22 protein-coding genes and 1 tRNA gene are annotated in these 22,972 nt (G+C 59.2%); 16 read left to right on the top strand and 7 right to left on the bottom strand.

Annotated elements, in window-relative coordinates; translation table 11 throughout:
- A complete protein-coding gene (gene edd / locus EK23_RS15205) occupies positions 1 to 1,821 on the bottom strand; it encodes a phosphogluconate dehydratase (RefSeq protein WP_045226239.1) in 1,821 nt (606 codons plus the stop codon).
- 369 nt (positions 1,822 to 2,190) lie between these two features.
- On the opposite strand from edd, the gene EK23_RS15200 reads away from it, so the two are divergent.
- From EK23_RS15200 to EK23_RS15180, 5 genes are all read left to right on the top strand, one after another.
- A complete protein-coding gene (locus tag EK23_RS15200) occupies positions 2,191 to 2,781 on the top strand; it encodes an RNA polymerase sigma factor (protein ID WP_045226238.1) in 591 nt (196 codons plus the stop codon).
- Positions 2,778 to 3,488, top strand: a complete 711-nt coding sequence (locus EK23_RS15195) for a zf-HC2 domain-containing protein (RefSeq protein ID WP_045226237.1) — start codon at positions 2,778 to 2,780, stop codon at positions 3,486 to 3,488. The genes EK23_RS15200 and EK23_RS15195 overlap by 4 nt, the downstream gene beginning before the upstream one ends.
- 31 nt (positions 3,489 to 3,519) lie before the next feature.
- Positions 3,520 to 4,875 carry a S8 family peptidase gene (locus EK23_RS15190; RefSeq protein WP_052808224.1) on the top strand — a complete coding sequence of 452 codons (1,356 nt, stop codon included), beginning with the start codon at positions 3,520 to 3,522 and terminating at the stop codon, positions 4,873 to 4,875.
- Positions 4,876 to 4,962: 87 nt separating this feature from the next.
- The gene (locus EK23_RS15185) at positions 4,963 to 5,589 is read left to right on the top strand and encodes a LexA family protein (RefSeq protein WP_045226236.1); all 627 of its coding nucleotides are present in this window, start codon (positions 4,963 to 4,965) and stop codon (positions 5,587 to 5,589) included.
- Between the two features lie 589 nt (positions 5,590 to 6,178).
- A complete protein-coding gene (locus tag EK23_RS15180) occupies positions 6,179 to 6,979 on the top strand; it encodes a L,D-transpeptidase (protein WP_235282095.1) in 801 nt (266 codons plus the stop codon).
- A 35-nt stretch (positions 6,980 to 7,014) separates the two neighbouring features.
- Here EK23_RS15180 and EK23_RS15175 read toward each other — a convergent pair.
- The 3 genes from EK23_RS15175 to EK23_RS23690 form a co-directional block, all read right to left on the bottom strand.
- Positions 7,015 to 7,105 (bottom strand) — tRNA-Ser (locus tag EK23_RS15175).
- Positions 7,106 to 7,211: 106 nt separating this feature from the next.
- Positions 7,212 to 7,460: a hypothetical protein gene (locus EK23_RS15170; RefSeq protein ID WP_045226235.1), complete on the bottom strand. Its 249-nt coding sequence runs from the start codon at positions 7,458 to 7,460 to the stop codon at positions 7,212 to 7,214.
- Positions 7,461 to 7,505: 45 nt separating this feature from the next.
- Positions 7,506 to 7,682: a hypothetical protein gene (locus tag EK23_RS23690; RefSeq protein WP_158002521.1), complete on the bottom strand. Its 177-nt coding sequence runs from the start codon at positions 7,680 to 7,682 to the stop codon at positions 7,506 to 7,508.
- Between EK23_RS23690 and EK23_RS15165 the strand changes: the two genes are divergently transcribed.
- From EK23_RS15165 to pgaD, 5 genes are all read left to right on the top strand, one after another.
- Positions 7,681 to 7,938, top strand: coding sequence for an OadG family protein (locus EK23_RS15165; protein WP_045226234.1), 258 nt, complete (start codon positions 7,681 to 7,683; stop codon positions 7,936 to 7,938). The genes EK23_RS23690 and EK23_RS15165 overlap by 2 nt on opposite strands.
- Positions 7,939 to 7,968: 30 nt before the next feature.
- Positions 7,969 to 9,735: a sodium-extruding oxaloacetate decarboxylase subunit alpha gene (gene oadA / locus EK23_RS15160; RefSeq protein ID WP_045226233.1), complete on the top strand. Its 1,767-nt coding sequence runs from the start codon at positions 7,969 to 7,971 to the stop codon at positions 9,733 to 9,735.
- Positions 9,736 to 9,747: 12 nt separating this feature from the next.
- Positions 9,748 to 10,875: a sodium ion-translocating decarboxylase subunit beta gene (locus EK23_RS15155; RefSeq protein ID WP_045226232.1), complete on the top strand. Its 1,128-nt coding sequence runs from the start codon at positions 9,748 to 9,750 to the stop codon at positions 10,873 to 10,875.
- 375 nt (positions 10,876 to 11,250) lie between these two features.
- Positions 11,251 to 12,642 (top strand): poly-beta-1,6-N-acetyl-D-glucosamine synthase, encoded by a 1,392-nt coding sequence (gene pgaC, locus EK23_RS15150; protein WP_235282094.1) that lies wholly within the window; start codon positions 11,251 to 11,253, stop codon positions 12,640 to 12,642.
- Entirely contained in the window at positions 12,623 to 13,063 is a 441-nt protein-coding gene (pgaD, locus tag EK23_RS15145; protein ID WP_045226231.1) for a poly-beta-1,6-N-acetyl-D-glucosamine biosynthesis protein PgaD, read from the top strand. Before pgaC ends, pgaD begins: the two co-directional genes overlap by 20 nt.
- A 22-nt stretch (positions 13,064 to 13,085) precedes the next feature.
- Here the strand turns inward: pgaD and EK23_RS21925 are convergent, their stop codons facing one another.
- Positions 13,086 to 14,003, bottom strand: coding sequence for an alpha/beta fold hydrolase (locus EK23_RS21925; RefSeq protein ID WP_052808221.1), 918 nt, complete (start codon positions 14,001 to 14,003; stop codon positions 13,086 to 13,088).
- Positions 14,004 to 14,103: 100 nt separating this feature from the next.
- Here EK23_RS21925 and EK23_RS15135 point away from each other — a divergent pair, with 100 nt between their 5' ends.
- Positions 14,104 to 16,161: a thioredoxin domain-containing protein gene (locus tag EK23_RS15135; protein WP_045226230.1), complete on the top strand. Its 2,058-nt coding sequence runs from the start codon at positions 14,104 to 14,106 to the stop codon at positions 16,159 to 16,161.
- Here the strand turns inward: EK23_RS15135 and gluQRS are convergent.
- Both gluQRS and dksA read right to left on the bottom strand, forming a co-directional pair.
- Positions 16,132 to 17,034 (bottom strand): tRNA glutamyl-Q(34) synthetase GluQRS, encoded by a 903-nt coding sequence (gluQRS, locus tag EK23_RS15130; RefSeq protein WP_045226229.1) that lies wholly within the window; start codon positions 17,032 to 17,034, stop codon positions 16,132 to 16,134. The two genes, EK23_RS15135 and gluQRS, sit on opposite strands and share 30 nt — an antisense overlap.
- A 23-nt stretch (positions 17,035 to 17,057) precedes the next feature.
- A complete protein-coding gene (gene dksA / locus EK23_RS15125; RefSeq protein ID WP_045226228.1) occupies positions 17,058 to 17,498 on the bottom strand; it encodes an RNA polymerase-binding protein DksA in 441 nt (146 codons plus the stop codon).
- A 117-nt stretch (positions 17,499 to 17,615) separates the two neighbouring features.
- Here dksA and EK23_RS15120 point away from each other — a divergent pair, with 117 nt between their 5' ends.
- The 5 genes from EK23_RS15120 to EK23_RS15100 all read left to right on the top strand — a co-directional run bounded on the left by EK23_RS15120 (position 17,616) and on the right by EK23_RS15100 (position 22,966).
- Positions 17,616 to 18,803: an aminotransferase class I/II-fold pyridoxal phosphate-dependent enzyme gene (locus EK23_RS15120; protein WP_045226227.1), complete on the top strand. Its 1,188-nt coding sequence runs from the start codon at positions 17,616 to 17,618 to the stop codon at positions 18,801 to 18,803.
- A gap of 184 nt (positions 18,804 to 18,987) precedes the next feature.
- Positions 18,988 to 19,905 carry a hypothetical protein gene (locus tag EK23_RS15115; RefSeq protein ID WP_145998686.1) on the top strand — a complete coding sequence of 306 codons (918 nt, stop codon included), beginning with the start codon at positions 18,988 to 18,990 and terminating at the stop codon, positions 19,903 to 19,905.
- Positions 19,906 to 19,917: 12 nt separating this feature from the next.
- On the top strand, positions 19,918 to 20,946 hold the full coding sequence (locus EK23_RS21920) for an AAA family ATPase (RefSeq protein WP_052808220.1): 1,029 nt from the start codon (positions 19,918 to 19,920) through the stop codon (positions 20,944 to 20,946).
- Positions 20,947 to 21,031: 85 nt separating this feature from the next.
- The gene (locus EK23_RS15105) at positions 21,032 to 22,102 is read left to right on the top strand and encodes an XrtA/PEP-CTERM system-associated ATPase (RefSeq protein ID WP_045226225.1); all 1,071 of its coding nucleotides are present in this window, start codon (positions 21,032 to 21,034) and stop codon (positions 22,100 to 22,102) included.
- A gap of 3 nt (positions 22,103 to 22,105) precedes the next feature.
- On the top strand, positions 22,106 to 22,966 hold the full coding sequence (locus EK23_RS15100; protein ID WP_235282093.1) for an XrtA system polysaccharide deacetylase: 861 nt from the start codon (positions 22,106 to 22,108) through the stop codon (positions 22,964 to 22,966).
- Positions 22,967 to 22,972 lie beyond the last annotated feature (6 nt).

The raw sequence follows: 22,972 nt of genomic DNA, 5'->3' as shown, positions 1-22,972 counted from the left end.
TCAGTCGTCGAACTGGAAGGTGCAGGCGCCGCGTTCGGCGGTGTCGGCGATCTGGCGCATGCCGCTGAAGAGTTCGCGACCGTTGCCGAATCCGTTACCGGACAGGTCTTTGGTGGCCAGCTCGCGGCGTTCCCACTCGTCCGCCGGCACTTCGGCGGTCAATTCCCCGGTAGTCGCGTCCAGGCGCAGCATGTCGCCATCGCGCACCTTGGCCAAGGGCCCGCCCATGGCGCACTCCGGCGAAATATGGATGGCGGCGGGCACCTTGCCGGATGCGCCGGACATGCGGCCGTCGGTGACCAGGGCCACCTGAAATCCGCGATCCTGCAGCAGGGTGAGGGACGGAGTGAGTTGATGCAATTCCGGCATGCCATTGGCGCGCGGCCCCTGGAAACGCACGACGGCGATGAAATCCCGCTCCAGTTCGCCGCGCTTGAAGGCGGCGATCAGGTCTTCCTGATCGTCGAACAGCACGGCGGGGGCGCGCACCACGCGGTGCTCCGGCGCCACCGCCGACACCTTGATGACCCCGCGTCCCATATTGCCATTCATCAGGCGCAGACCGCCGTCGGCGCTGAACGGCGACTTGGCGGTGGCCAGCACGGCGGGGTCGAGACTTTCCGCCGGGCAAGGGCGCCAGGCGATGCGGCCGCCGTCCAGACAGGGTTCCTCGGCCCAGCGCCTAAGGCCCTGGCCTAGGACGGTGTTGACGTCCTCGTGGAGCAAACCGGCGTCCAGTAGTTCGCGGATCAGAAAGCCCATGCCGCCGGCGGCGTGGAAGTGGTTCACGTCCGCCTTGCCATTGGGATAGACCCGAGCCAACAGAGGCACCACGGCGGACAGGTCGTTGAAATCGTCCCAGTTGATGTCCAGGCCAGCGGCGCGGGCAATCGCAATCAAATGAATGGTGTGGTTGGTGGAACCGCCGGTGGACAAAAGGCCGACGATGCCGTTGACCACGACGCGCGCATCGACGATGTCGCACAGGGCTGGGGTGGACGGGTCTCGCGCCATTTCCGCGGCTCTGCGGGTCGCGGCCCGTGTCAGCGCCTCGCGCATCTCCGTGCCGGGGCCCACGAAGGATGAGCCAGGGAGTTGCAAACCCATGATTTCCATGAGCATCTGGTTGCTGTTGGCGGTACCGTAGAAGGTGCAGGTGCCGGGACCGTGATAGGACGCCATTTCCGACTGCAACAAGGCGTCGCGGTCAGCCTTGCCCTCGGCGAACAACTGGCGGACTTTGGCCTTCTCGGCATTGGAGATGCCGGTGGACATGGGGCCCGCGGGCACAAAGAGGCCGGGCAAATGGCCGAAGCGCAGGGCGGCGATTAACAGCCCGGGCACGATCTTGTCGCAGATGCCCAGATACAGCGCCGCATCGAATACCTTGTGGGATAAGCCGACGGCCGTGGCGAGGGCGATCACGTCCCGGGAGAACAAGGAGAGTTCCATCCCACTCTGGCCTTGGGTCACGCCATCGCACATGGCAGGCACACCGCCGGCCACCTGGGCCGTGACGCCTGCCGTGCGGGCCTCGTCCTTGATAATGCTCGGGTAGGTTTCGTAGGGCTGATGGGCCGACAGCATGTCGTTATAGGCCGTCACGATACCGAGATTCGGGGCCTTGGCCTCCTTTAACACCAATTTGTCATTCTGCGGCATGGCCGCATAGGCGTGGGCGACGTTGGTACAACTGATGCGGCTGCGCTCGACCCCATCCTGGCGGGCCTGACGCATGCGTTTCAGATAGGCGTCGCGCTTGGCCTGGCTGCGCTCGCGGATACGTTCGGTGACGGCAACTAAAGTCGGATGCTGGGACATAGGTTCTCGATGGGTCGGGCAGCCGGAAGCGCATTCCATGGCGAGGGCCGGCGTTCGCGGGAGAAAACGATGAATTTAAGCCGAAGCACGAAGGCAGTGTCAAGGATCGCCGCCGTGGCTTAGCCCTGTCTGGGCGGCCGTCGAGGCGTGGGGCGGTCTTGGAACGACAGGCCGGAGCAGGAGTATAAAAAAATATGTCACCCATCTCATTTTCAATGAACCTTTTGCCTGAAAAGCGGAACTCAAAGGGCAGACGACTGGTAGTGCGCTAAACAGGGGTTCCAGCCTGGGAAGGGGCCGAAAGTGCAACGATCTGACAAGCCGGGTTCTATAATGCGTACGTCTTTACAATCTAGAGCTCGCTCTCCGATGGCCGAGAATGTACGCGACGAGATCAGCGACGAAGACTTGCTGGCAAGTATCTGCAACGCGGATCAGCGCGCCTTTGAGATATTTTACAAGCGTTACTATCAGAGACTGTTTCGGTTTTCGTATCGAGTCACGCGGCGACTGGACCTGATCGAGGAAGTCATCAACGACGTGATGCTCGTGGTTTGGAACAAGTCAGCCTCGTTTAATAACGAGGCCAAAGTTTCCACCTGGATTTTGGGTATCGCCTACAAGAAGTGCTTGAAGGCGATGTCCGACCGGGGCCAAACCGAGCTCGTGTCGCTGGATGAATTCGAGGAACTGGTGCCTGGCGTTCGTGACAGCGCCATGCAGCGTGTGGAGTTGGATGATTGGCTGGAGGCGGCATTGAGCCGGATTTCGCCTGAGCAACGGGCCGTGTTGGAGTTGACATACCATCACGGCATGCATTACAGCGAGATTGCGGACATGCTTGGTTGCCCCGAGAACACGGTCAAGACCCGCGTTTTCCACGCGAGGAAGAAACTGCAGTCGCTGGTTGAAGAACTGAATGACTCGAGCCCATTTGAGCACAACGGTGAATCTCTATGAACAAGCAGACACAGAAGTCGGTTTATTCTGACCATGACGACGTGTTGATGTTGCTGCCCTGGTACGCCAATGGCACTCTGGTTGGCAGCGATCTGGACAAGGTGCGCAACCACTTGAAGGTATGCCTGACCTGTCGTCGGGAAATGGCCAGCGCGGAATTCCTCGTGGCTGGGCTGCAGCGTGAGCCTGTCATGGAGATTTCCTACAAGCCCTCGTTCGATCGTCTGATGGTTCAGATTCGCCGGGAAGAGCAGGCAAAGGCGGCGCCTGCGCCGAAAACGGCTCGTGTTTCCGGGCTCGCGCATTTTGCCGGTTGGCTGTCCGAGTGGATGTCGCCGAAGTACCTGGTGCCGGCCCTTGCGACGGTGACCATGGCAGCGGTCATCCCGTTCCTGCTGCGCGGCGAAGGTCCGGCTACCGATGATGCACAGGTATACCAGACATTGGCGATGCCGGGGAGCATGGCCAAGTACTCGGGAAGCGATGTGCAACTGGTGTTTTCCGGTGATGCATCCAAGCAGGAAATCAGCCGATTGATCGCAGCCGTTCAGGGCGAACTGGTGGATGGCCCGAGCCTGAAAGGGGTTTACACGGTACGTATCGCGCACGGTCGCGATCTGGCCGAAGCACTGTCGCGGCTGCGCCAAGACACCAAGGTGGTGTTCGCCGAGCCGGTACTGGGTCCGGGATTCTCGTCTGATAAATGAGCTAGGTGAGGCATCCGCCATGAAACCGAGTATGAAGATTTTGACGGCTTGCCTGGCTGCGCTACTTACGCAGGCATGTACCACTGACGGTACCAATCGGGATGTCTCGGGCGTGAGTGCCGACGCTAAGCCGGGTGCCGTTGTGGCTTTAGAGAAAACACAGATCCTGGTGACCTTCAACGACGAGCGGGTCAATCGGGTACCCATCGCGGATGCCGTCAATACCTACCGCGCGCGCGGTAGTTACAGCAATTCGACCTATAGCGAGCGCGTTGCCGAGAGCCTGGCACAAACCTACGGCTTGTCCCAGGTCGCGCAATGGCCTGTAACCACTCTGGGCGTTCATTGTGTCGTTTACGAGGTTCCCACCAAGTCCACCGACGACGTCATGAAGCGGCTGGGGGCGGACCCTCGGGTCGGCGTCGTGCAGACGATGAATCAGTTCCACGTGATGAACTCGCCATCCGCTAAACCCTACACGGATCCTTATTACAAGCTGCAGTCCGGATTGCATGAGATGCAGCTAAATGACATCCACCGCGAAGTCACGGGTCGGAACGTGAAGATCGCTGTGATCGACACGGGTGTGGACGTGGATCACCAAGATCTCAGCGGACAACTCGACCGGTCCGAAAACTATGTCCCCAAGTCCGGCGATTCCGATGGCAATGTGCATGGCACCGCGGTGGCCGGGATCATCGCCGCCATCGCCAACAACGGTCGCGGCATCGTCGGCATCGCGCCAGATGCAAGGCTGATTTCGCTGAAGGCATGCTGGCAAGAGAAGGCGGGGCAACCTGAAGCCGAGTGCAACTCCTTCACCTTGGCGCTCGCGTTGAACAACGCGATCCTGATGAAGCCGCAGATATTGAATATGAGTTTGTCGGGCCCCGAGGACCCTCTTCTCAGCCTGCTGATACAGAAGGCCATGGATGAGGGCATCATCGTCGTAGCCTCTGTCCCCAGCAAACACGCGAGCAATAACGCCTTCCCTGCATCCATGAAGGGTGTAATCGGTGTGCAGTCGGTTCCGGGTGATTCCATTTCCTTAGGGAAGTCGGGTACGAGGGTCATCGCTGCGCCTGGTAACGAAATTCTGACGACGATGCCGCATGACGGTTACAGTTTCATGACCGGCAGCTCCTTTGCTGCTGCGAACGTTTCGGGCGTCATTGCGCTGCTTCTGGAGAAACGACCACTATTGAACAGCGCCCAGGTGTTCGACATTCTCAAGCGCAGTGCAGAGAACAGTGGGGACAGCCACAGTATCAACGTGTGCAATGCGGTCGCTCAGGTCGGAGCGTCCTCGCCGGGATGCGGGCTCAGTCGCACCTCGGCAGGAGGCAAGAAGACATCGGGGCTGTTCGCGAGCGACACGCCGTCTTAATCAAAGCCGACAGCCCGGCGTAAACACCGGGCTGTTTTTTTGATCCGCTTGACTACAATTGTGGTTCTGTGTATTCTAACTGCCACTATGTCGCTCGCACTTCGAATCAAGCAGGCTCGATCCGCAGCCCGGCTTACCCAACGTGATCTGGCAAAGCGTTCGCTTCTCAGCCAGCAGATGATTTCCAAATTGGAAAACGGTTTGGTGGAATCAACGACCGAGGTCTTCAATCTCGCCGCGGCACTGAATGTCGACCCACGTTGGTTGGCGACGGGGCAGGGTGAAGCGATGAAAAGTTCCCAGGGAGGTGAGGAAGCCGGGCGACCCGTCGCCTATGTGCCGTTGCTCTCGTGGGTGGCGGCGGGCAACTGGCGCGACATGGCGGATCAGCGTTCACCCGCAGATGCCGAACGGGTTCCCGTAACCTGCCGGGTTGGGGACGGTGCCTACGCTCTTAGGGTCCATGGTGACAGTATGGAGCCCGTGTTTGCCAACGGTAGCATCATCGTGGTCGATCCGTCTCTTGAGGCAAGGAATGGCAGTTATGTGGTGGTGCGCCTGGATACCGCGGCGCAAGCGACTTTCAAGCAACTGGTCATCGATGGCGGTCAGCGTTTCCTCAAGCCCTTGAATCCCCGCTATCCGTTGATGGAGATCAGGGAAGAGGCCACGCTCTGCGGTGTCGTGAAACAGATGCTGATGAATTTTGAGTGATGTTTTTGCGACGAAAATACTAGGATTGTAGTCTTTCTGCGTTATTGTCCTGTTTGTCAACGACGGCGTGGCCGTCCATCAATCGAAGGGGGTCAGTATGTTGGAGAAGCTCATTATTTGCCTGGAGCGCTTGCAAGTCCGCCTGGAACAAAGGCATTTGCGGCGGCAGCACGACCGTTCCCTGAGAACGGCCAAGGTCGAGATCAACCGGCTCTCCAGAATGCGTCTTACCTGAAAATCTGAGCATTAGACCTGCGGCGCAGGATTGCCGGAGTGGTCATGTGACGGGATTGGTTGCCCGGCGGGACGCCAAACGAGCGTCCCTCATCGCGACCATCCACAGCACGGCTGTCGATTTCTGCCACTCGTGGCCGATAGGACGGAAAGGCGCCGCTTTACAGCAAGACGATGCGGAGCCATACCGCGGAGGTGATACCTACTCTTCTCCGTGCATAAGGATCGGCGCTGTAATCGGGTGGCTGCTATGGCACGCATGGGTCTATGTAGTCTGGTCGGGCTCCTGGCATTTCAGTTAGGTTTTCTATCCCCTGCTGCCTTGGCTGCGGCCTGGGATGGGTATGGACGCAGCATGCCCAGCACGCGCTACGAGCGGGATGAGGGGGCGCTGGCCAAGTTTTCTCCAGGGAAGACGTTGAAGGCATTTGCGCCCTACCAGGACCCGCCCTTCTCCGAGGCCCTTGCCCTGCCTAATCCCCTGCGTGAACCGCTCTTTCAGAGCTATCGGGTCATCGTGGTGGTAAACATGCTGAGCCAACCATTCTGGGGGAGGGCGCAGACGCTTCGGGTGTACCTGCGTGGTCAGGGCTTGATCCGCTACTGGTTGATTTCATCGGGCGGAAAGGGATTCGAGACGCCCTCGGGATACTTCGTGCCCCAAGGTTTCTCCTCCCGGCACTGGTCCAGTCGTTATGATGCGCCCATGCTGTGGGCGGTGTTTTTCAACTCCGGGATTTCCCTGCATTCCTCCCTGGATCGTGGTGCCCTGAGGGACATGGGACGTGCAGCTACTTCGCATGGCTGCGTGCGCATCGAGGACCATCGCGCTGAGGAACTGTACCATCTCATAGGGCACAGCGGTTATGGACCGGTGGACCGTCTTGACCGCAACGGGTTACAGATAAAGAAAAAGGGGCAGGCCGCCAAGTTGTTGGCCTACAAGACCCTGATCATCGTTGCACCCACCCGCCAATGGGGGACGCAGCCTTCAGTGAAGCAAGCCGCCAAGGTAAACGTGGCTCACAAGGCCTCAGAGGCCAGCGTTGCCAGAAATCTACCGGCCACGCGAACCAGTGCAAAAGCAGGTTCTAGCCAAACGGCGCAGACGAACGCGAAATCTCATCGGAACAGAACGCAAAAAGCCCGCAAATAGCGGGCTTTGCAGCGTCCGTGGACGCCCTAAATAGCTGGCGGAGAGAGAGGGATTCGAACCCTCGATACGCTATTAACGTATACACACTTTCCAGGCGTGCTCCTTAAACCACTCGGACATCTCTCCAGTTAAGCGCGCATTTTAACGTGTAAATTGGCGCTTGTCATCCCTATGTAGGCTGAAAAACCGGGGTTCGGGAGGCTTGGCTTTCAGCAACTGCCGGGCCAGCGCTTCAACGGTTGGTCAAGGGCAGTTCATTCTGCTCATCCAGTGAACGCTCCTGAGTTGCACCGATCTCCTTGGGTTTCAGCGTTAGCTTGGCGATTCCGGTCCAGGAAGCCATGAACAGTCCCATGCACAGGGCAGTGACTGTGAGACGGTCCGGCTGCTTCATCCAGAAGAGTATCCATTTAGGCTTGATGAGGCCGATGATGAGGATCAGGACAGATAACAAAGCCACAATTTTCAATGTCAGGATCATGTTCTTCTCGCGTCGAAAGGGTGTGATGAAAACGCATGCGCCGAATTAGACAATAAATTTCCCATCTTCTCCATAGTCATCTTCTAGGTCTTCCGAAGGGCCGTTCAATCCGTTTGCCGGCGCGCCAGACGCCTTGCGCGCCGCCGCCATCGGTCGACTTTCCAGCGCTTGCGGGCTATCATGCGGCATATTTTTTCCATACCGATTCAAAAGACTGCGCATGGAATCATCAATTAGCCACCTGGTTCTATCAGGCTTAAACCTGATGCTGATCGGCATGACCATTGTGTTTCTGTTCCTGGCACTACTGGTCTGGATCATCGGATTTACGGCGCGTCTGGTAAACCGGTTTTCGCCGGAATTCAGCGTAACCGTACCGGAACCGGGCACTGTCTACCCCGTGAGCCACGAGCCTGAGTCCGAGTCCGAACTGATCGCCGTGATCAGCGCTGCCATCCACCGGCACCAAAACAACTAAAACGAATAAAGCACTCGAAGGAGTAACTTCATGGCCAATCGGCTCGGCATCACCGAGGTCGTTCTGCGCGACGCCCATCAGTCTCTGCTGGCAACCCGCCTACGCATCGAGGATATGCTGCCCATCTGCGGCAAACTGGACCAAGTGGGCTTCTGGTCCATGGAAAGTTGGGGCGGGGCGACTTTCGATGCCTGCATTCGCTATCTGGGCGAAGACCCGTGGGAACGGCTGCGTACCCTGAAGCAGGCCATGCCCAATACACCCCAACAGATGTTGCTGCGCGCCCAGAATCTGCTGGGATACCGTCACTATGCTGACGACCTGGTGGACAAGTTTATAGAACGCGCCGCCGAAAACGGCGTCGATGTGTTCCGGATTTTCGATGCCCTGAACGATGTGCGCAATTTCCAGCGCGCCGTTAAAGCCGCCATCGAGTGCGGAAAGCACGCTCAAGCGGCCATTTCCTACACCGTAAGCCCGGTCCATACCATCGACATGTGGGTGGATCTGGCCAAGCGCCTGGAAGATATGGGGGTCCATTCCGTCGCCATCAAGGACATGGCCGGATTGCTAAAACCCTATGTCGCAGAGGAGTTGATTTCCCGATTGAAGGCGTCCCTGAGCGTACCGATCCACATGCAGTGTCACGCCACCACCGGCCTCAGCACGGCGACTATCGTCAAGGCGGTGGAAGCGGGCATCGACAACGTCGATACGGCCATTTCTTCCATGAGCATGACCTACGGCCACAGCCCGACCGAATCGGTGGTATCCATCTTCGAAGGTCTTGGTCGCGATACCGGGCTGGATATCGCGCTGCTGGAAGAGATCGCCTCCTATTTTCGCGAAGTGCGCAAGAAGTACGCAAAGTTCGAGGGTACCCTGCGGGGCGTCGACAGTCGCATTCTCGTCGCCCAGGTTCCAGGCGGCATGCTCACCAACATGGAGAGTCAACTCAAGGAGCAGGGCGCCTTGCAGCGCATGGATGAAGTGCTGAAGGAAATTCCCCTGGTACGGGAAGATTTGGGCTTTATTCCCCTGGTTACGCCCACGTCTCAGATCGTAGGCAGTCAGGCCGTCATCAATGTGCTGGCCGGCGAACGCTACAAAACCATCACCAAGGAGACGGCTGGCGTTCTGAAAGGCGAATACGGCGCCACACCCGCGCCCGTCAATGCGGAATTGCAGGCCCGCGTACTGGGAAGTTTCGAGCCCATCACCTGCCGTCCGGCTGACCTCTTGGAGCCGGAGCTGGATAAGCTGACTGCGGAGTTGGACAAACTCGCCTTAGAACAAGGCCTACGCTTGGCCGAGCAGGCAGTGGATGACGTCCTTACTTACGCGCTATTTGCGCAGACCGGTCTGAAATTTCTGCAGAATCGCGGAAAACCAGAGGCCTTTGAGCCGGCCCCAGGTTCGGGGCCGAGTGCGGCGGTCGTGGCCGAAAGCGATAGTGCCAACGGTGCCAAATCCTATGTCGTTCGAGTCAATGGCCGCAATTACCAGGTAGAGGTTGCCCCAGGCGGTGCGCTCACGCAGCTCATGCCGGTGGGTGCGGCGGCGGCGCCATTGGCCGCGATGGGGGCGGAGAATGTCAAGGCGCCCATGGCGGGCCATATCCTCCGAATCAATGTCAGGGAAGGGCAGGGCGTCGACGCGGGACAGGTGGTTGTGGTCATGGAGGCCATGAAGATGGAGACCGAGGTCCGCGTGCGCGGATCCGGGACCGTGCAGGAGGTGTGCGTTAAGGTTGGCGACACCGTGGCCGCCAACGACGTTCTGGTCAAGCTGGGATAAGGGCGCGCACCCATGGGCAGTTTTGCGGATCTGTGGCTGAGCACTGGCCTGTCCAATTTTCAGTGGGGCCAGGTGGTGATGATGGGAGTGGGCTTTCTGCTAATTTATTTGGCGGTACGCAAGGGCTTTGAGCCCCTGCTGCTGCTTCCCATCGGTTTTGGAGCGGTTTTGAGCAATATTCCTGTGGCGGGCATTGCGGAGGAAGGAGGGCTGCTGTCGTATCTGTACTATGGCATCAAGTCTGGCATCTTTCCTCTGCTGATCTTCATGGGCGTCGGTGCCATGACTGACTTCGGACCCATGCTGGCCAACCCGAAGACCCTGCTTCTGGGAGCGGCCGCCCAGTTCGGTATCTTCGGTACTCTGCTGGGTGCACTGGCGCTCAATGCGGTGCCAGGACTCAATTTTACCTTCCGCGACGCCGCGGCCATCGCCATCATCGGGGGTGCCGATGGTCCCACCGCAATTTACGTGGCTTCGCGGCTGGCGCCGGATCTCCTGGGTGCCATTGCGGTGGCAGCCTATTCCTATATGGCCTTGGTACCCCTGATTCAGCCGCCCATCATGCGGGCCCTGACCACCCCCGAGGAGCGCCTGATTGAAATGGAGCAGATGCGCCATGTCGGCCGGCAGGAGAAAATCGTCTTTCCGCTGATTCTATTGATGCTGGCGGCCCTGCTGTTGCCCTCCGCTGCCCCTCTAGTTGGGATGTTCTGTCTGGGCAATCTGATGCGCGAGTGTGGCGTGGTGGAGCGTCTCAGCAAGACATCCCAGAACGAACTGATCAATATCGTCACCATCTTCCTCGGCCTGTCGGTGGGTTCCAAGCTCAGCGCCCAGGCCTTTCTGAGGCCAGAGACTCTGGGCATCCTGGTGCTCGGCGCCATAGCCTTCAGTTTTGGGACGGCCGCAGGTGTGATCATGGCCAAAATCATGAACCGGTTCAGCGAGCATAAGGTAAATCCACTCATCGGCGCGGCCGGCGTTTCTGCCGTGCCCATGTCGGCACGCGTGGCGAACAAGGTCGGTCAGGAAAGCAACCCCCACAACTTCCTGCTGATGCACGCCATGGGACCCAATGTGGCAGGGGTCATCGGTTCGGCCGTGGCCGCAGGCGTGTTGCTCGCCCTGGTTCAATAACGGCTACGGTCCACACTTCCGTCAGATGATGTGAGGCGGGTACATGGCCTTGTCGATTCGTCGGTATGAACTAAACTGACGCACTTGCACAAAAGCCTGTGCCTGTTTTGGATTCAATTCGGTGAGATGTCCCTTCAATCTGGTTTGTGCCCCTGGGTTTCAAGCCAAGACGCCCTGCCGTCGCGGCGCAAGCCGTGTAGCGAGAGCTCAATCGACCAGGCTCTCCACGTTCAATTTGCGATCTGAATACGATCAGCGCCACCGTGGGTATTCTGGTCGCGGGGAACAGAGGATCTGATGCTCGGCCTGTTGACTCTCGTCAAAGATTGCGCGGGCAAGCGCTGAACCGTCATGCAGCGGACAATGACAGACCACATGCTCGTCTTGCTGAGCACGTTTCACCATCAACTGGGCGCCTGGCTGCACATGTTTGCCACATGGCGGGATGTGGGGATGCGAGACGCCCAAGGCTGGCTGGAGCGGGTGCCCTGGCCCGCGGTCGGCGATGCCGTATCCAGTTTCGTGTTCTATTATCCGCTGGTCATGTCCTATGTTTGGATGATCGGTGCGATCCTGTTTTACCTCATCTGGGAGCGGCGCGATGGGGACATGGTCGAGGATATGCCGAGGCGCTCGGACCTGCCGCCAGTATCCATCCTCATCCCCTGCTTCAACGAAGCCCAGAACATCCGCGAGACCGTGGAATTTCTGCTGCAGCAGAAATACCCGGATTTCGAGATCCTTGCCATCAATGATGGCAGCCGGGACCGCACCCTGAGTATCCTGCGGTCGCTGGCGAAACGCCATGAACGGGTGCGCGTGGTCAATCTGCATACCAACCAGGGCAAGGCGATGGCTCTGAAAGCGGGCGCCCTGCTGGCGCGGCATGAATTCCTGGTCTGTATCGACGGCGATGCTCTGCTCGCCCCGGAGGCCTGCGCCTGGATGGTCCGGCATTTTCTGGATAATCCGCGGGTAGGCGCGGTGACCGGAAATCCGCGCATCCGCACCCGTTCCAGCTTGCTGGGCAAGATCCAGGTCGGCGAATTTTCTGCCATCGTAGGGCTGATCAAGCGCGCACAGCGGGTTTATGGGCGGGTATTCACGGTTTCCGGTGTCATTGCGGCCTTTCGCAAGTCCGCCCTGCACCAGGTCGGCTACTGGAGCAATGACATGGTGACCGAGGATATCGACATCAGTTGGAAGCTCCAGATCCGAGGATGGGACATCCGCTTCGAACAGAATGCCCTGTGCTGGGTATTGATGCCGGAAACCCTCAACGGCCTTTGGAAGCAGCGACTGCGCTGGTCTCAGGGCGGCGCGGAAGTCCTGCTTCGCTACGCGCGGCCAGTCTGTAGGTGGTCCGCCCGGCGCATGTGGCCCATATTTATGGAGTGCCTGGTTAGCATCATCTGGTCCTACCTCATGGCCGGCATGCTGGTTGTGGCGCTCATGGAGTTGCTGAGTGAACGCGAGCCATTGGTGGCGTCGAGTTTGATGGCGGGATGGTCGGGCATGCTGCTGAGTATCACCTGCCTGACCCAGTTTGGGGTCAGCCTGGCCATTGACTCCCGTTTCGAACGGCGCCACGGGGGTGTCAGCCGCTATTACTACTGGATGATCTGGTACCCGCTGATCTACTGGCTCAACAATGTCATCACCACCGTCGTCGGTTTTCTCAAGGCTGTGTCCAAGGAGCGGGGACAGCGTGCAGTATGGGTGACCCTGGACAGAGGAATCTTGAACCGTGACCGAACTCGTCATTAACGCGCCCGATTTACAGACCTTTCAGCAGCGCCTGGTGGCGGCGCTCCTGGCGGTGACCGGGTGGCTGCTCTGGAGCTATATCTTTTTTCCTCTCGTGACCCTCAGTTGTTGGCTGGTGGATAACGATGTGTGCTCCCAGTGGGTCAACTTTGCTGGGGGTTATCTGCAACTCCAACGCATGCTGGACATATATCTCCAGACCATCGCCGCGCTGAGTCTGCTCTGGGCAATCTGGTTATCCTACAATTCGATCCGCCGCCGCTTGCGGACAGGGAAGCAGGAGCCTGCTTGCATAGGCATCGAGGATCTTTGCCAGGAATTCCAGCTGCCTCGCGACGCGCTGGCGCGCTGCCGCGAAAGCCGCTACACCACTCTCCGCTTTGACAGTAAAGGACGCATCATTTCCCTGGAAACCGATTGAGTTCGGGCTGGCCTGGAACGCTTCAGGCACCTGAGGCTGAAGGCTCTGCCATGCGATCGAACGCCTGCCAGAACAGGGCGCGTACCGTGTCGGTTTCCATCATGACTTCGTGCTTGGCGCCCTCCAGCATCAGAAAGCGGCAGTTACGAAGCCTTTTAGCCATGGCACGCAGGGACTCAAGATCGACGACAACATCGCTGTCGCCCACCAAGATGACCACCGGGGTCGTGATACCTTCCACATAGCCTTCAGCGTTCAGGATCGCCGCCGATCGTAAGGCGGCATCCATCCAACCGAACGTGGGCCCATCCACATCCAGATCGGGAATCTGCCGTACTGCATCGGCGCGTAAATGGAAGCGCCGTTCGTCACTGGTCAGAGGGTTGTCCTCGAATTTTCGCTCCGAGGGCCGGTACGAGCGGTTTCCCGGAATGCAGGCTTCCGTCAAGCCCAGTCCTGCCATGCCTTCCATGATGATGGGCGCGAGCGCCGCGGACCAACGCCGGGTCTTTACCCCGATCATGGGAGCGCAGAGCAGGGCGCCTGACACGTCCAGATTGTGTTCCGCAAGATAGCGCAACGCCAGATGCGCACCCATGGACTGGCCGAGGATGAGGCGGTGCCTCGTGTCTGGCTGCCAGATCCGGGTGACGAACTGGTGCAGGTCGTTCAGATAGTCTTCAAAACTGCTCACGTGGGACGCCAGGTGGTCTGCCAGGGGACGGGTGGAGAGTCCCTGGCCGCGCCAGTCAAAGGCATAGACCGAGAATCCACGTCCAGTAAGCTCCTGCGTGACTTCCGCATAGAGTTCCAGGCAGTCGCCTCTCCCCTGCAGCAACAGAACGCTTCCCTGGGCCGGCCTAGTTTTAGGGCAGGCTATCTGATAGCGCACCTGGGTCGAGGAGTCCACGGCAAGAAAATCGACAGTGGTGGTTTGCATGCGAACGGCGAGGCGACTGAGAGGAAAGGCAGTGTTGCGAATTGCGGCATTCCAGGCTTGTTATGATACCCGCACATAAAGTGCTCCTGCGGACAACAGTATGACGCAAATCGCCCCGAGCAACCGCCTGGCCAAGGAAACCAGCCCGTACTTGCGCCAGCATGCCAATAATCCCGTGGATTGGTTTCCCTGGGGCGATGAAGCCCTTGCTTTGGCCAAACAAGAGAACAAGCCGGTCCTTCTGTCCATCGGTTATTCGGCCTGTCATTGGTGCCATGTGATGGCGCATGAATCCTTCGAAGATGGGAAGACTGCGGCCGTCATGAACGAATTGTTCGTCAATATCAAGGTGGATAGAGAGGAAAGGCCGGACCTGGACAAGATCTACCAGTTGTCACACCAGTTGCTGACGCGCCGTTCCGGCGGTTGGCCTCTGACAGTGTTTTTGAACCCCCACGACCAGACACCGTTTTTCAGCGGCACCTATTTCCCTAAGGAAGCGCGCTACAACTTGCCCGCCTTTGCATCTCTGCTGCAGCAGGTGTCCCGTTACTACACGGAGCAAAGCGAGGCCGTGAGCAATAACGGCGTTGCATTCCGCGAAGCGTTGCAGCAACTGGCGCGGGAAGAGGGACGAACCGGGCAAACGGACTTGGACGTCGCGCTGCCGGGAAAGCTGCTGCGGGCATGCGAAGTCAGTTTCGATCGTGTGAACGGCGGCTTTGGTGGTGCGCCCAAGTTCCCGCATCCCTCGACCCTGGAATTTCTTTCGCGGCAGGCAGGCCGGTCGGTCAGCGCACGCTCGATGCTGAGCCTGACCCTGGAAAAGATGGCGGCTGGCGGCATCTACGATCATCTTGGAGGTGGCTTTTGCCGCTATGCCGTGGATTCGGAATGGCTGATTCCGCATTTCGAGAAGATGCTTTACGACAATGCAGGCCTGCTCTCACTGTATGCCAAGGCTTCGCGCTTACTGGATTCAGAGAACCTGCGGCGAGTCGCTGCGGAAACCGGCGCATGGGTCATGCGGGAAATGCAGGCCCCGGAGGGTGGCTACTATTCCAGCCTGGACGCCGACTCGGAAGGGGTGGAGGGCAAGTTCTACGTTTGGGACAGGAGCGCAGTCAAAGCGCTGCTGACGCCCGAGGAATACTCGGTCGCGGCCCTCTACTTCGGCCTGAACGAGACGCCCAATTTCGAGGGATGCTGGCACCTGCACGCAGAGATGGGTCTGGAGGTCGTGGCCGAACGGCTGCGGCAGCCTCGGGAGCGGATTCAAGACTTGCTGGTCTTAGCCCGTAGCAAACTGCTGGAGGCGCGCGCGGAGCGGGTGCGCCCAGGCCTCGACGACAAGGTGCTTGCCGCCTGGAACGCCCTGATGATCAAAGGCATGCTGGTGGCCGGTCGAACGCTACAACGCGAAGACTTCATCGCATCCGGACAACAGGCATTCGATTTCCTCCATGAGCGTCTGTGGCGCGATGATCGTTTGCTGGCCACCTATAAGGATGGCGTCGCTCGTCATCAGGCTTACCTGGATGACCACGCCTTCCTGCTGGATGCTGGGTTGGAACTATTGCAGACCCGTTGGAGAAGCTCGGATCTTCTATGGATCATACAATTGGCGAACGCCTTGCTTGCGCGTTTCCAGAACCAGGAGAGCGGCGGCTTTTACTTCACCGCTGACGATCACGAAGCGCTAATACACCGTCCAAGCCCCATGGAGGACGAGGCCACCCCCTCGGGGAATGGAATTGCGGCACTGGCGCTGGCGCGCCTTGGCCATCTGTTGGGGGAGATGCGCTACGTGGATGCGGCCGAGCGGGTTTTTAAGGCCGCATGTTCCAGAATGAGTCAGTACCCCCAGGCCCATGCGAGCTTGATGATGGCACTGGAGGATTGGTTCAATCCGCCGCCCTTGCTGGTCATCCGAGCGGACCTGGCGGAAGGTGCCGTCTGGCGTAGTGCAGCTGAGAAGGCGCTGGGGGGCGAACTGCTGTGTTTTCTCATTCCCCCCGATGCGGCCGACTTGCCAGGGCTATTGGCGGAGCGTGGCTACCCCGGCCATCCTGTTGCCTATCTGTGCAAGGGCGGAACATGTCTGCCGCCGATCGAATCCGCCCGTCAACTAGCCGATCTCAATAGCCTTGCCGTGTAAGCGGCCCTGATCCCAGCCCGCCACCGCCCAGTTCACAAGGTCGTCGGCGGGTGCATCGCTCAACTCAGACGGGGGCGAAAATCCAAGCAGGGGCAGGAGCGAATACAGCAGCTCGCCGGGTTTCCGTAAATCGACGGGGGCCGCCCCCGTCTGTTTGCTCAGCTTGATCCCGGCTTTATCGACCAAGACGGGCAAATGCAGGTAGGCCGGTGTGTGAAAGTTCAGGGCGCGTTGAAGCAACACTTGGCGCGGAGTTGACTCCAGCAGGTCGACCCCGCGAACTACTTCCGTTATGCCCGCCTCGGCATCATCCACCACGGTTGCGAGATGGTAGGCGTGGATGCCGTCACTGCGCCAGACGATGAAATCACCTACCTCCCGGTCAAAGTCCTGACTGTAGGCGCCTTGTAAACCATCCAGCACGGTCACGACCTCACCCTCGGTGATCAGTCGCAGGGCATGGGGCATGGCCGTGGGGTTCGGGCGGCCACGGCATAGCCCCGGGTAGCGCGGCCACTGAACCAGGTTCTTGCGGGTGCAGGTACAGGCATACAGCCTGCCTTGGGCGGACAGGCGCTCGACCGCGGATTGATAGTGCGCGGTCCGCTGGCTCTGGTAAACGGCCGCGCCGTCCCAGAACAGTGAAAAGCGTTCCAGGGTGGTCAGGATGGCGTCGGCGGCGCCGGGCACGCTGCGCGCGCAATCGACGTCATCAATCCGTATCAGCCAAGCGCCGCCATGAGCGCGGGCTTGCAGATAACTGGCGAGGGCAGTGAAGAGCGATCCCAGGTGCAGCGGACCGGTCGGCGAGGGTGCGAACCGGCCGCGATAAGGTAGGTCGTGTGCGTTGGAAGCCTTTCTTGCCGGATCCAAAGCCGCGACGAAGGCAGGCAGGTTCAGCCGATCTGTTTCTCGCGGATCTCGTCCAAGGTCTTGCAGTCGATGCACTGTGTGGCGGTCGGCCTTGCCTCGAGGCGGCGCAGGCCGATCTCGATACCGCAGGTTTCACAGTAGCCGTAATCGCCCCGTTCCAGATTCTCCAGGGCTTCCTCGATCTTCTTGATCAGCTTACGCTCCCGGTCGCGGGTGCGAAGCTCAAGACTGAATTCCGATTCCTGCGTGGCGCGATCGTTAGGGTCGGGGAAGTTCGCGGCTTCATCCTGCATGTGGTGTACGGTACGGTCAACTTCACGCATGAGCTCCGCCTTCCAATTCTGTAGAATGCGGCGAAAATGTTCGACCTGTGCGTCATTCATGTATTCCTCGCCTTCCGTGGGCTGGTAAGGCGCGAAGCTGAATGGCGTGACGTGTTGCTCGTTGGCTTTGACGCTGGGCATCCATTAACTCCTGAACAGGATCGGTAAATCGGCTATTTCTAGCAGAAAGCCATAATATCTGCAAGCCGCACGCTCGTCTGAAGGCCTGCGGCATCAAAGCAATAAGCCCTGAAACGAATGTCCAAGAATTTGATTCCCCGGAAAACCTTGCCCCGCCTCGAATCGCTGAGCCCATTTTATGTCATGGAACTTTTGGCGCGGGCCAAGGCGATGGAGCGTGCCGGTCGCGACGTTGTGCACATGGAAATTGGGGAACCTGATTTTCCGACACCACCCTGCGTCGTCGAAGCGGGAATCGAAGCTCTTCGCACCGATAAGATCCACTATACGACTGCGGCGGGGCTTCCTGAGTTGCGCGAGGCTATTGCCCTGCATTACCGCGAGCGGTGCGGAGTCAGCCTGGATTGTGACAGGATCATCGTGACGCCCGGCGCGAGCGGTGCATTGCTTCTGCTTCTGTCGGCACTGGTCGAGCATGGTGATGAGGTGCTCCTGGAGGACCCTGGCTATCCCTGCTATGCCAACTTCGTGCGGATTCTGGGCGGATGCGTGCGTCAGGTTTCCGTTGGGCCAGAGGATGGCTTTCACCTGACGGCGGCCATAGCAGGCTCGCAATGGGGGCCAAGGACGCGCGGCCTCTTGCTCGCATCGCCAGCCAACCCGACAGGAGCCGTCATGCCAAAAGGCCACCTGGCGGAATTGGTGGAACTGGCAAATGCGCGCGACGGCTTTCTGGTGGTGGATGAAATCTATCAGGGGCTGGAGTACGGAACCCGCTCGCACTCGGCGTTCGAGTTCTCCCCGCAGGCTTTCGTGGTCAACAGCTTCTCAAAATACTATGGCATGACAGGCTGGCGGCTGGGCTGGGCCGTCGTGCCGGAGGGTTATGCCGAACTGGCGCAGCGTATCGCTCAAAACATCTTCATCGCCGCTCCGACGCACTCGCAGCTGGCCGCCTTGGCGGCCTTTTCACCGGCAAACGGCGAGGAGTTGCAGCGGCGTCGGGAAGTCTTCAGAAGCCGCCGGGACTTCCTGGTTAACGCTCTGCTTGACCTGGGTTTCAGTCTGCCCACCCTGCCAGAGGGGGCATTTTACGTGTATGCTGATTGCAGCCGCTTCACCGATGACAGTTTTGATTTCGCGTGGCGCCTGCTGGAGACTGTCGGGGTGGCTGTCACCCCGGGAAAAGACTTCGGCGTCAATCAACCCGAACGGTTCCTGCGCTTCGCCTATACCACGTCGATGGAGCGTCTTGAGACGGGTGTGCAGCGAATTGAAGGCTTTGTCCGTGAATTTGGCGGTTAGGACGCCCGGTTACGGTTGATGCTACACTAGCGCACGACTGCGTTTCGTCTACGCGTTCGTTTTAACACTGAATGGACTGATCATGGTGTTTTTGTCCCAGCTCCGAAGTGCCCGCCGTTACAAATGGCTTTCCGTCAGCATAGTTTGGCTGCTCTGCCTAGGCGGCTGGGCTCTGGTATCCCAAATGCCCGACCAATACCGTGCCGAGGCCAGGGTGAAGATCGATGCGGCGACGGTAGTCGCCCCGATTCTGGCGGAGCGGCGTATCGAGGTTGACACAGAGACCCGCAATGCGCTCCTGATCGAACTATTTCTTAGCACCCAGTCCATCCATCGCATCGCTGAGGCATCCAGCGCTGACGGCAAATCCGGAGAATTTGACGAAGCCTTGTTCGATGAAATCAAGGATTCCCTCAATATGGAAGGTGGGGCTGACGATATTTTCGTGGTTTCCATGGTTCGTACGGACCCCAAGTCCGCGGCACAACTATTGACGTACGCCTTGACCGGCATGTCCGAGGTCGCGAAATCCATGCTGGATTACAGGGCATCCGGCGAACTTGGTGTATTGGAGCAGAAGATCGCTGATCTGGAGGCCCGGAGCATTGAACTATCCCAGAGTCGAGGGGCGCCTCAAGCGGCCCAGGACCCTCCGGATCCGCGCTTGCAGGTGGTCAAGTCGGAACTGGAAACTGCCCAGAAGCGCAGGGAAGAACTGAAAACCGCGCTGGATCAGGCGATACAGGCGCACCCCAAGCTATTCGAAGTCGCAGAGCCACCGGTAGAGCCGACAGCTCCTTTCAGCCCTGATCGCACGTTGTTGCACACCCTGGTGCTGCTCAGCGCACTCGCAATCACCGTGGTGCTGGCGATCATCGTGAATCTGCTGCGCCCGACTTTGACCACCGCACACGAATTACAGAAGGTGACGGGCTTACCGGTGCTGGGAAGTGTCAGGGTTATGGATTGTCCGGCATACCAGCGGACACACCGACTGTCGCGCATCGCATTTGCCGCCGCCCTGGCAAGCTTGGGCGTGGTGTTCGTTATTGTGGTCATGCTTGAGCGCAGCGGGGTCAACCTGCATCACATGGCTGCTTGATTGGGGGCTTCCGTGAGCATCATCGAAAAAGCGCTTGATAAAGCTCTGGGTCGTACCGACGACGATGCGGTCGCCGAGGATGATCAGCACGCAGGCGCACCACAGGCGCCTGAAGTGGAGGTCCAGGATACGGTTGCCCATGATGCTGTACCTTCGGTGTCCGAGGACGAAGCTGGCCTAGCCACTCCAAGCCCGCAACCAGAGGTTGTTGAAGAGAGCCCCCCGGCAGAAGAGCACTCAACCGCGGCCCGGGAAACACCGATCGAGGAGTCACCGACGGAGGGGCCGATCCATGCCCTGGACTGGGAAGTACTGAATAGCCACGGCTATGTCAGTGCCATGGACAGCCCTCTATTCGGTACCTTCGAGCGCGTTTCTCGGCCCGTGCTCGCAAACGCATTCTCCGGCAGTCGCGCCGGTATCCAAAGAGGCAATTTGCTGCTGGTGACCAGTAGCCGCGCCGGCGAGGGAAAAACCTTCACCGCCCTCAATCTTGCCTTAAGCCTAACTCTGGCTGACCCAGCGGCGAAAGTCCTGCTGGTGGACACCGACACCGAGAAGTCTTCCCTTAGCCGCTTGGTTGGATTGGCTGACCAGAGCGGACTCAGCGAGTTGTTGGAGAGCAAGAATCAGCGCCTTCAGGACCTGATACGCAACACGGATCGGCCGGGCCTGCGAATTCTGCCTGCCGGCCAGTCGAAACAGAAGGGCTATGGGCTTTTGAGCAGTTCTGCGATCATGAAGTTTGCCAAGGAACTTGCCAAGTTGCATCCAGGACTGCTGGTTATTTTCGACGCCCCGCCCCTGCTCGATGTGGCGGAGACGGCCAGCCTGGCGATGCAAGTTGGACAGGTGCTGGTGGTCGTCGAGGTCGAGATGACACCTCAAATCGTAGTCCGTGAAGCTCTCGCAAAACTGGAATTCTGCAACGTGGTGGGTTGCGTTCTGAACAAGGCCACGCAAGCGCAGAGCGCTGAGGATGAGGATGTGTCCCTCGCCTTCGGCTACGGCCTCTACCAGCCCGAACTCGGTGAAGACTGAGCCGGACTGCATGCGGGTTTTGCGCGATACTGCCGTCGGAAATTGACGCCTCTGACTCGAACCTGAACGCCAAACTGGGCTTCCCATGTACGACGCCTTTTACAATCTCAAGAAAAAACCATTCCAGCTCAATCCAGACCCTGAATTCTTCTTTCACAGTGCCGTGCACAAGCGCGCTCTGGCTTACCTTCGCTACGGCTTGGCCCAGGGTGAGGGTTTCATCGTGGTGACCGGCGCGCCGGGCACCGGAAAGACGATGCTGGTCAAGGAACTGTTCGAGAACATCCGTGGCGCGGAAATTGTCGCCGGCCTCATGGTGACGTCGCAGGTGGGCGCTGAGGACACGTTGCGCATCATTGCCGCCACCTTCGGACTCTCCTATGACGGCGACGCCAAGGCCGTGTTGTTGAAGAACCTGGAGAATTTCTTCAAGCTTAAGGCCAAGGAAGGCAAGCGCGTGCTGCTGGTGGTGGACGAGGCACAGAATCTTCCCTTGCAGTCCATGGAAGAGTTGCGGATGCTCCTCAACTTTGAGCTCGAAGGCAAATCCATCTTCCAGGTTTTCATGCTGGGTCAGGATGAACTACGCGCCACCTTGCAAGCCGAGAACCTCGAGCAGGTGCGCCAGCGTATCATCGCGACCTACCATCTGCGCCCTCTCGAAGAGGAGGAGAGCCGCGAGTACATCCTGCACCGACTCAACACATCCGGATGGAACAACGACCCCAAGTTCCACGATAGCGCGCATCAGGAAATATTTCGCTACACCGGTGGCATACCCCGCATTATCAACAGCCTCTGCGACCGCCTGTTGTTGTATGGATTCCTGGAGGAACTGCACGAATTCAGTGGCGAGGAAGTGCAGGTGGTCATCAACGAAATGGAACAGGATGCTCACCATGGCGCGCCGGAGATGCGTATCGAGCAAGGCCCGGGCGCCAATCACGGGCCTGGCGTCATTGCCCACCGGGCCGATGCTCCCTTTACACCGCCCGTTGGCGGCAATGTGGAGGACCGGTTGCAATACCTGGAGAGCGCCGTAGCCGGCATGCGCCGGACCATTGGCAGGGAACGTGCCTTGCTGCGCAAGGCGATATTGCTGCAGTTGGACATGGACGAAGTCTACAGCGAGGCCCAGGACGAGGAGGGAGCCTGAGCCGTGACGAGCAGCGCTGCCCAGATGGTGAACGCGCTGACCGTCGATGTGGAGGACTATTTCCAGGTATCCGCGTTTGAACGGCATATCAGCAGGGAAGACTGGAGCCGACTTCCCGCGCGGGTGGAAGACAACACCCACAAGATCTTGGACCTGTTTGCAGACCATGGGGTGAAGGCCACCTTTTTCACCCTGGGCTGGGTGGCGCAGCAATTCCCCCAATTGGTGCGCGCCATCGTCGCCGGGGGGCACGAACTGGCTTGCCACGGAATGGCGCATGTTCGTGTCACCGAGCAGAATCCAGCCGAGTTCCGTGACGATGTGCGGCGTTGCAAGGCGCTGCTGGAAGACATCGGCGGAATGGAAGTTCTGGGTTACCGTGCCGCCAGTTACTCCATTGGTGCCGGCAATCTCTGGGCGCTCAAGGTGTTGCAGGACAGCGGCTTCGCCTACAGTTCGAGCATCTATCCGGTACGTCACGACCTTTACGGCATGCCGGATGCGCCGCGTTTTGCCTTCCGACCCAAGAACGCGCCGGCCTTACTTGAGATTCCCGTTACGACCGTGCACATCGCGGGACGAAACCTGCCTTGCGGCGGTGGCGGATACTTCCGTCTGCTGCCCTATGTCCTGTGGCGCTGGGGCATGCGCCACGTCAATCAGAAGGACGGGCAACCTGGCATCTTCTACTTTCATCCGTGGGAAATCGACCCGCACCAGCCGCGGCAACGCGGCATTTCGTTCAAGACCCGCTTCCGCCACTACCTGAATCTGACCCGCATGCAGTCGCGCCTGGAATGCTTACTGCGGGACTTTCGATGGAACACTGTGGCGAACGTGTTCGCGTCACACCTGGCGCCCTGACCGCCG

The organism is Methyloterricola oryzae, from assembly GCF_000934725.1.
GTDB classification, from domain to species: domain Bacteria; phylum Pseudomonadota; class Gammaproteobacteria; order Methylococcales; family Methylococcaceae; genus Methyloterricola; species Methyloterricola oryzae.
This window is presented reverse-complemented; position numbering and strand designations above follow the sequence as displayed.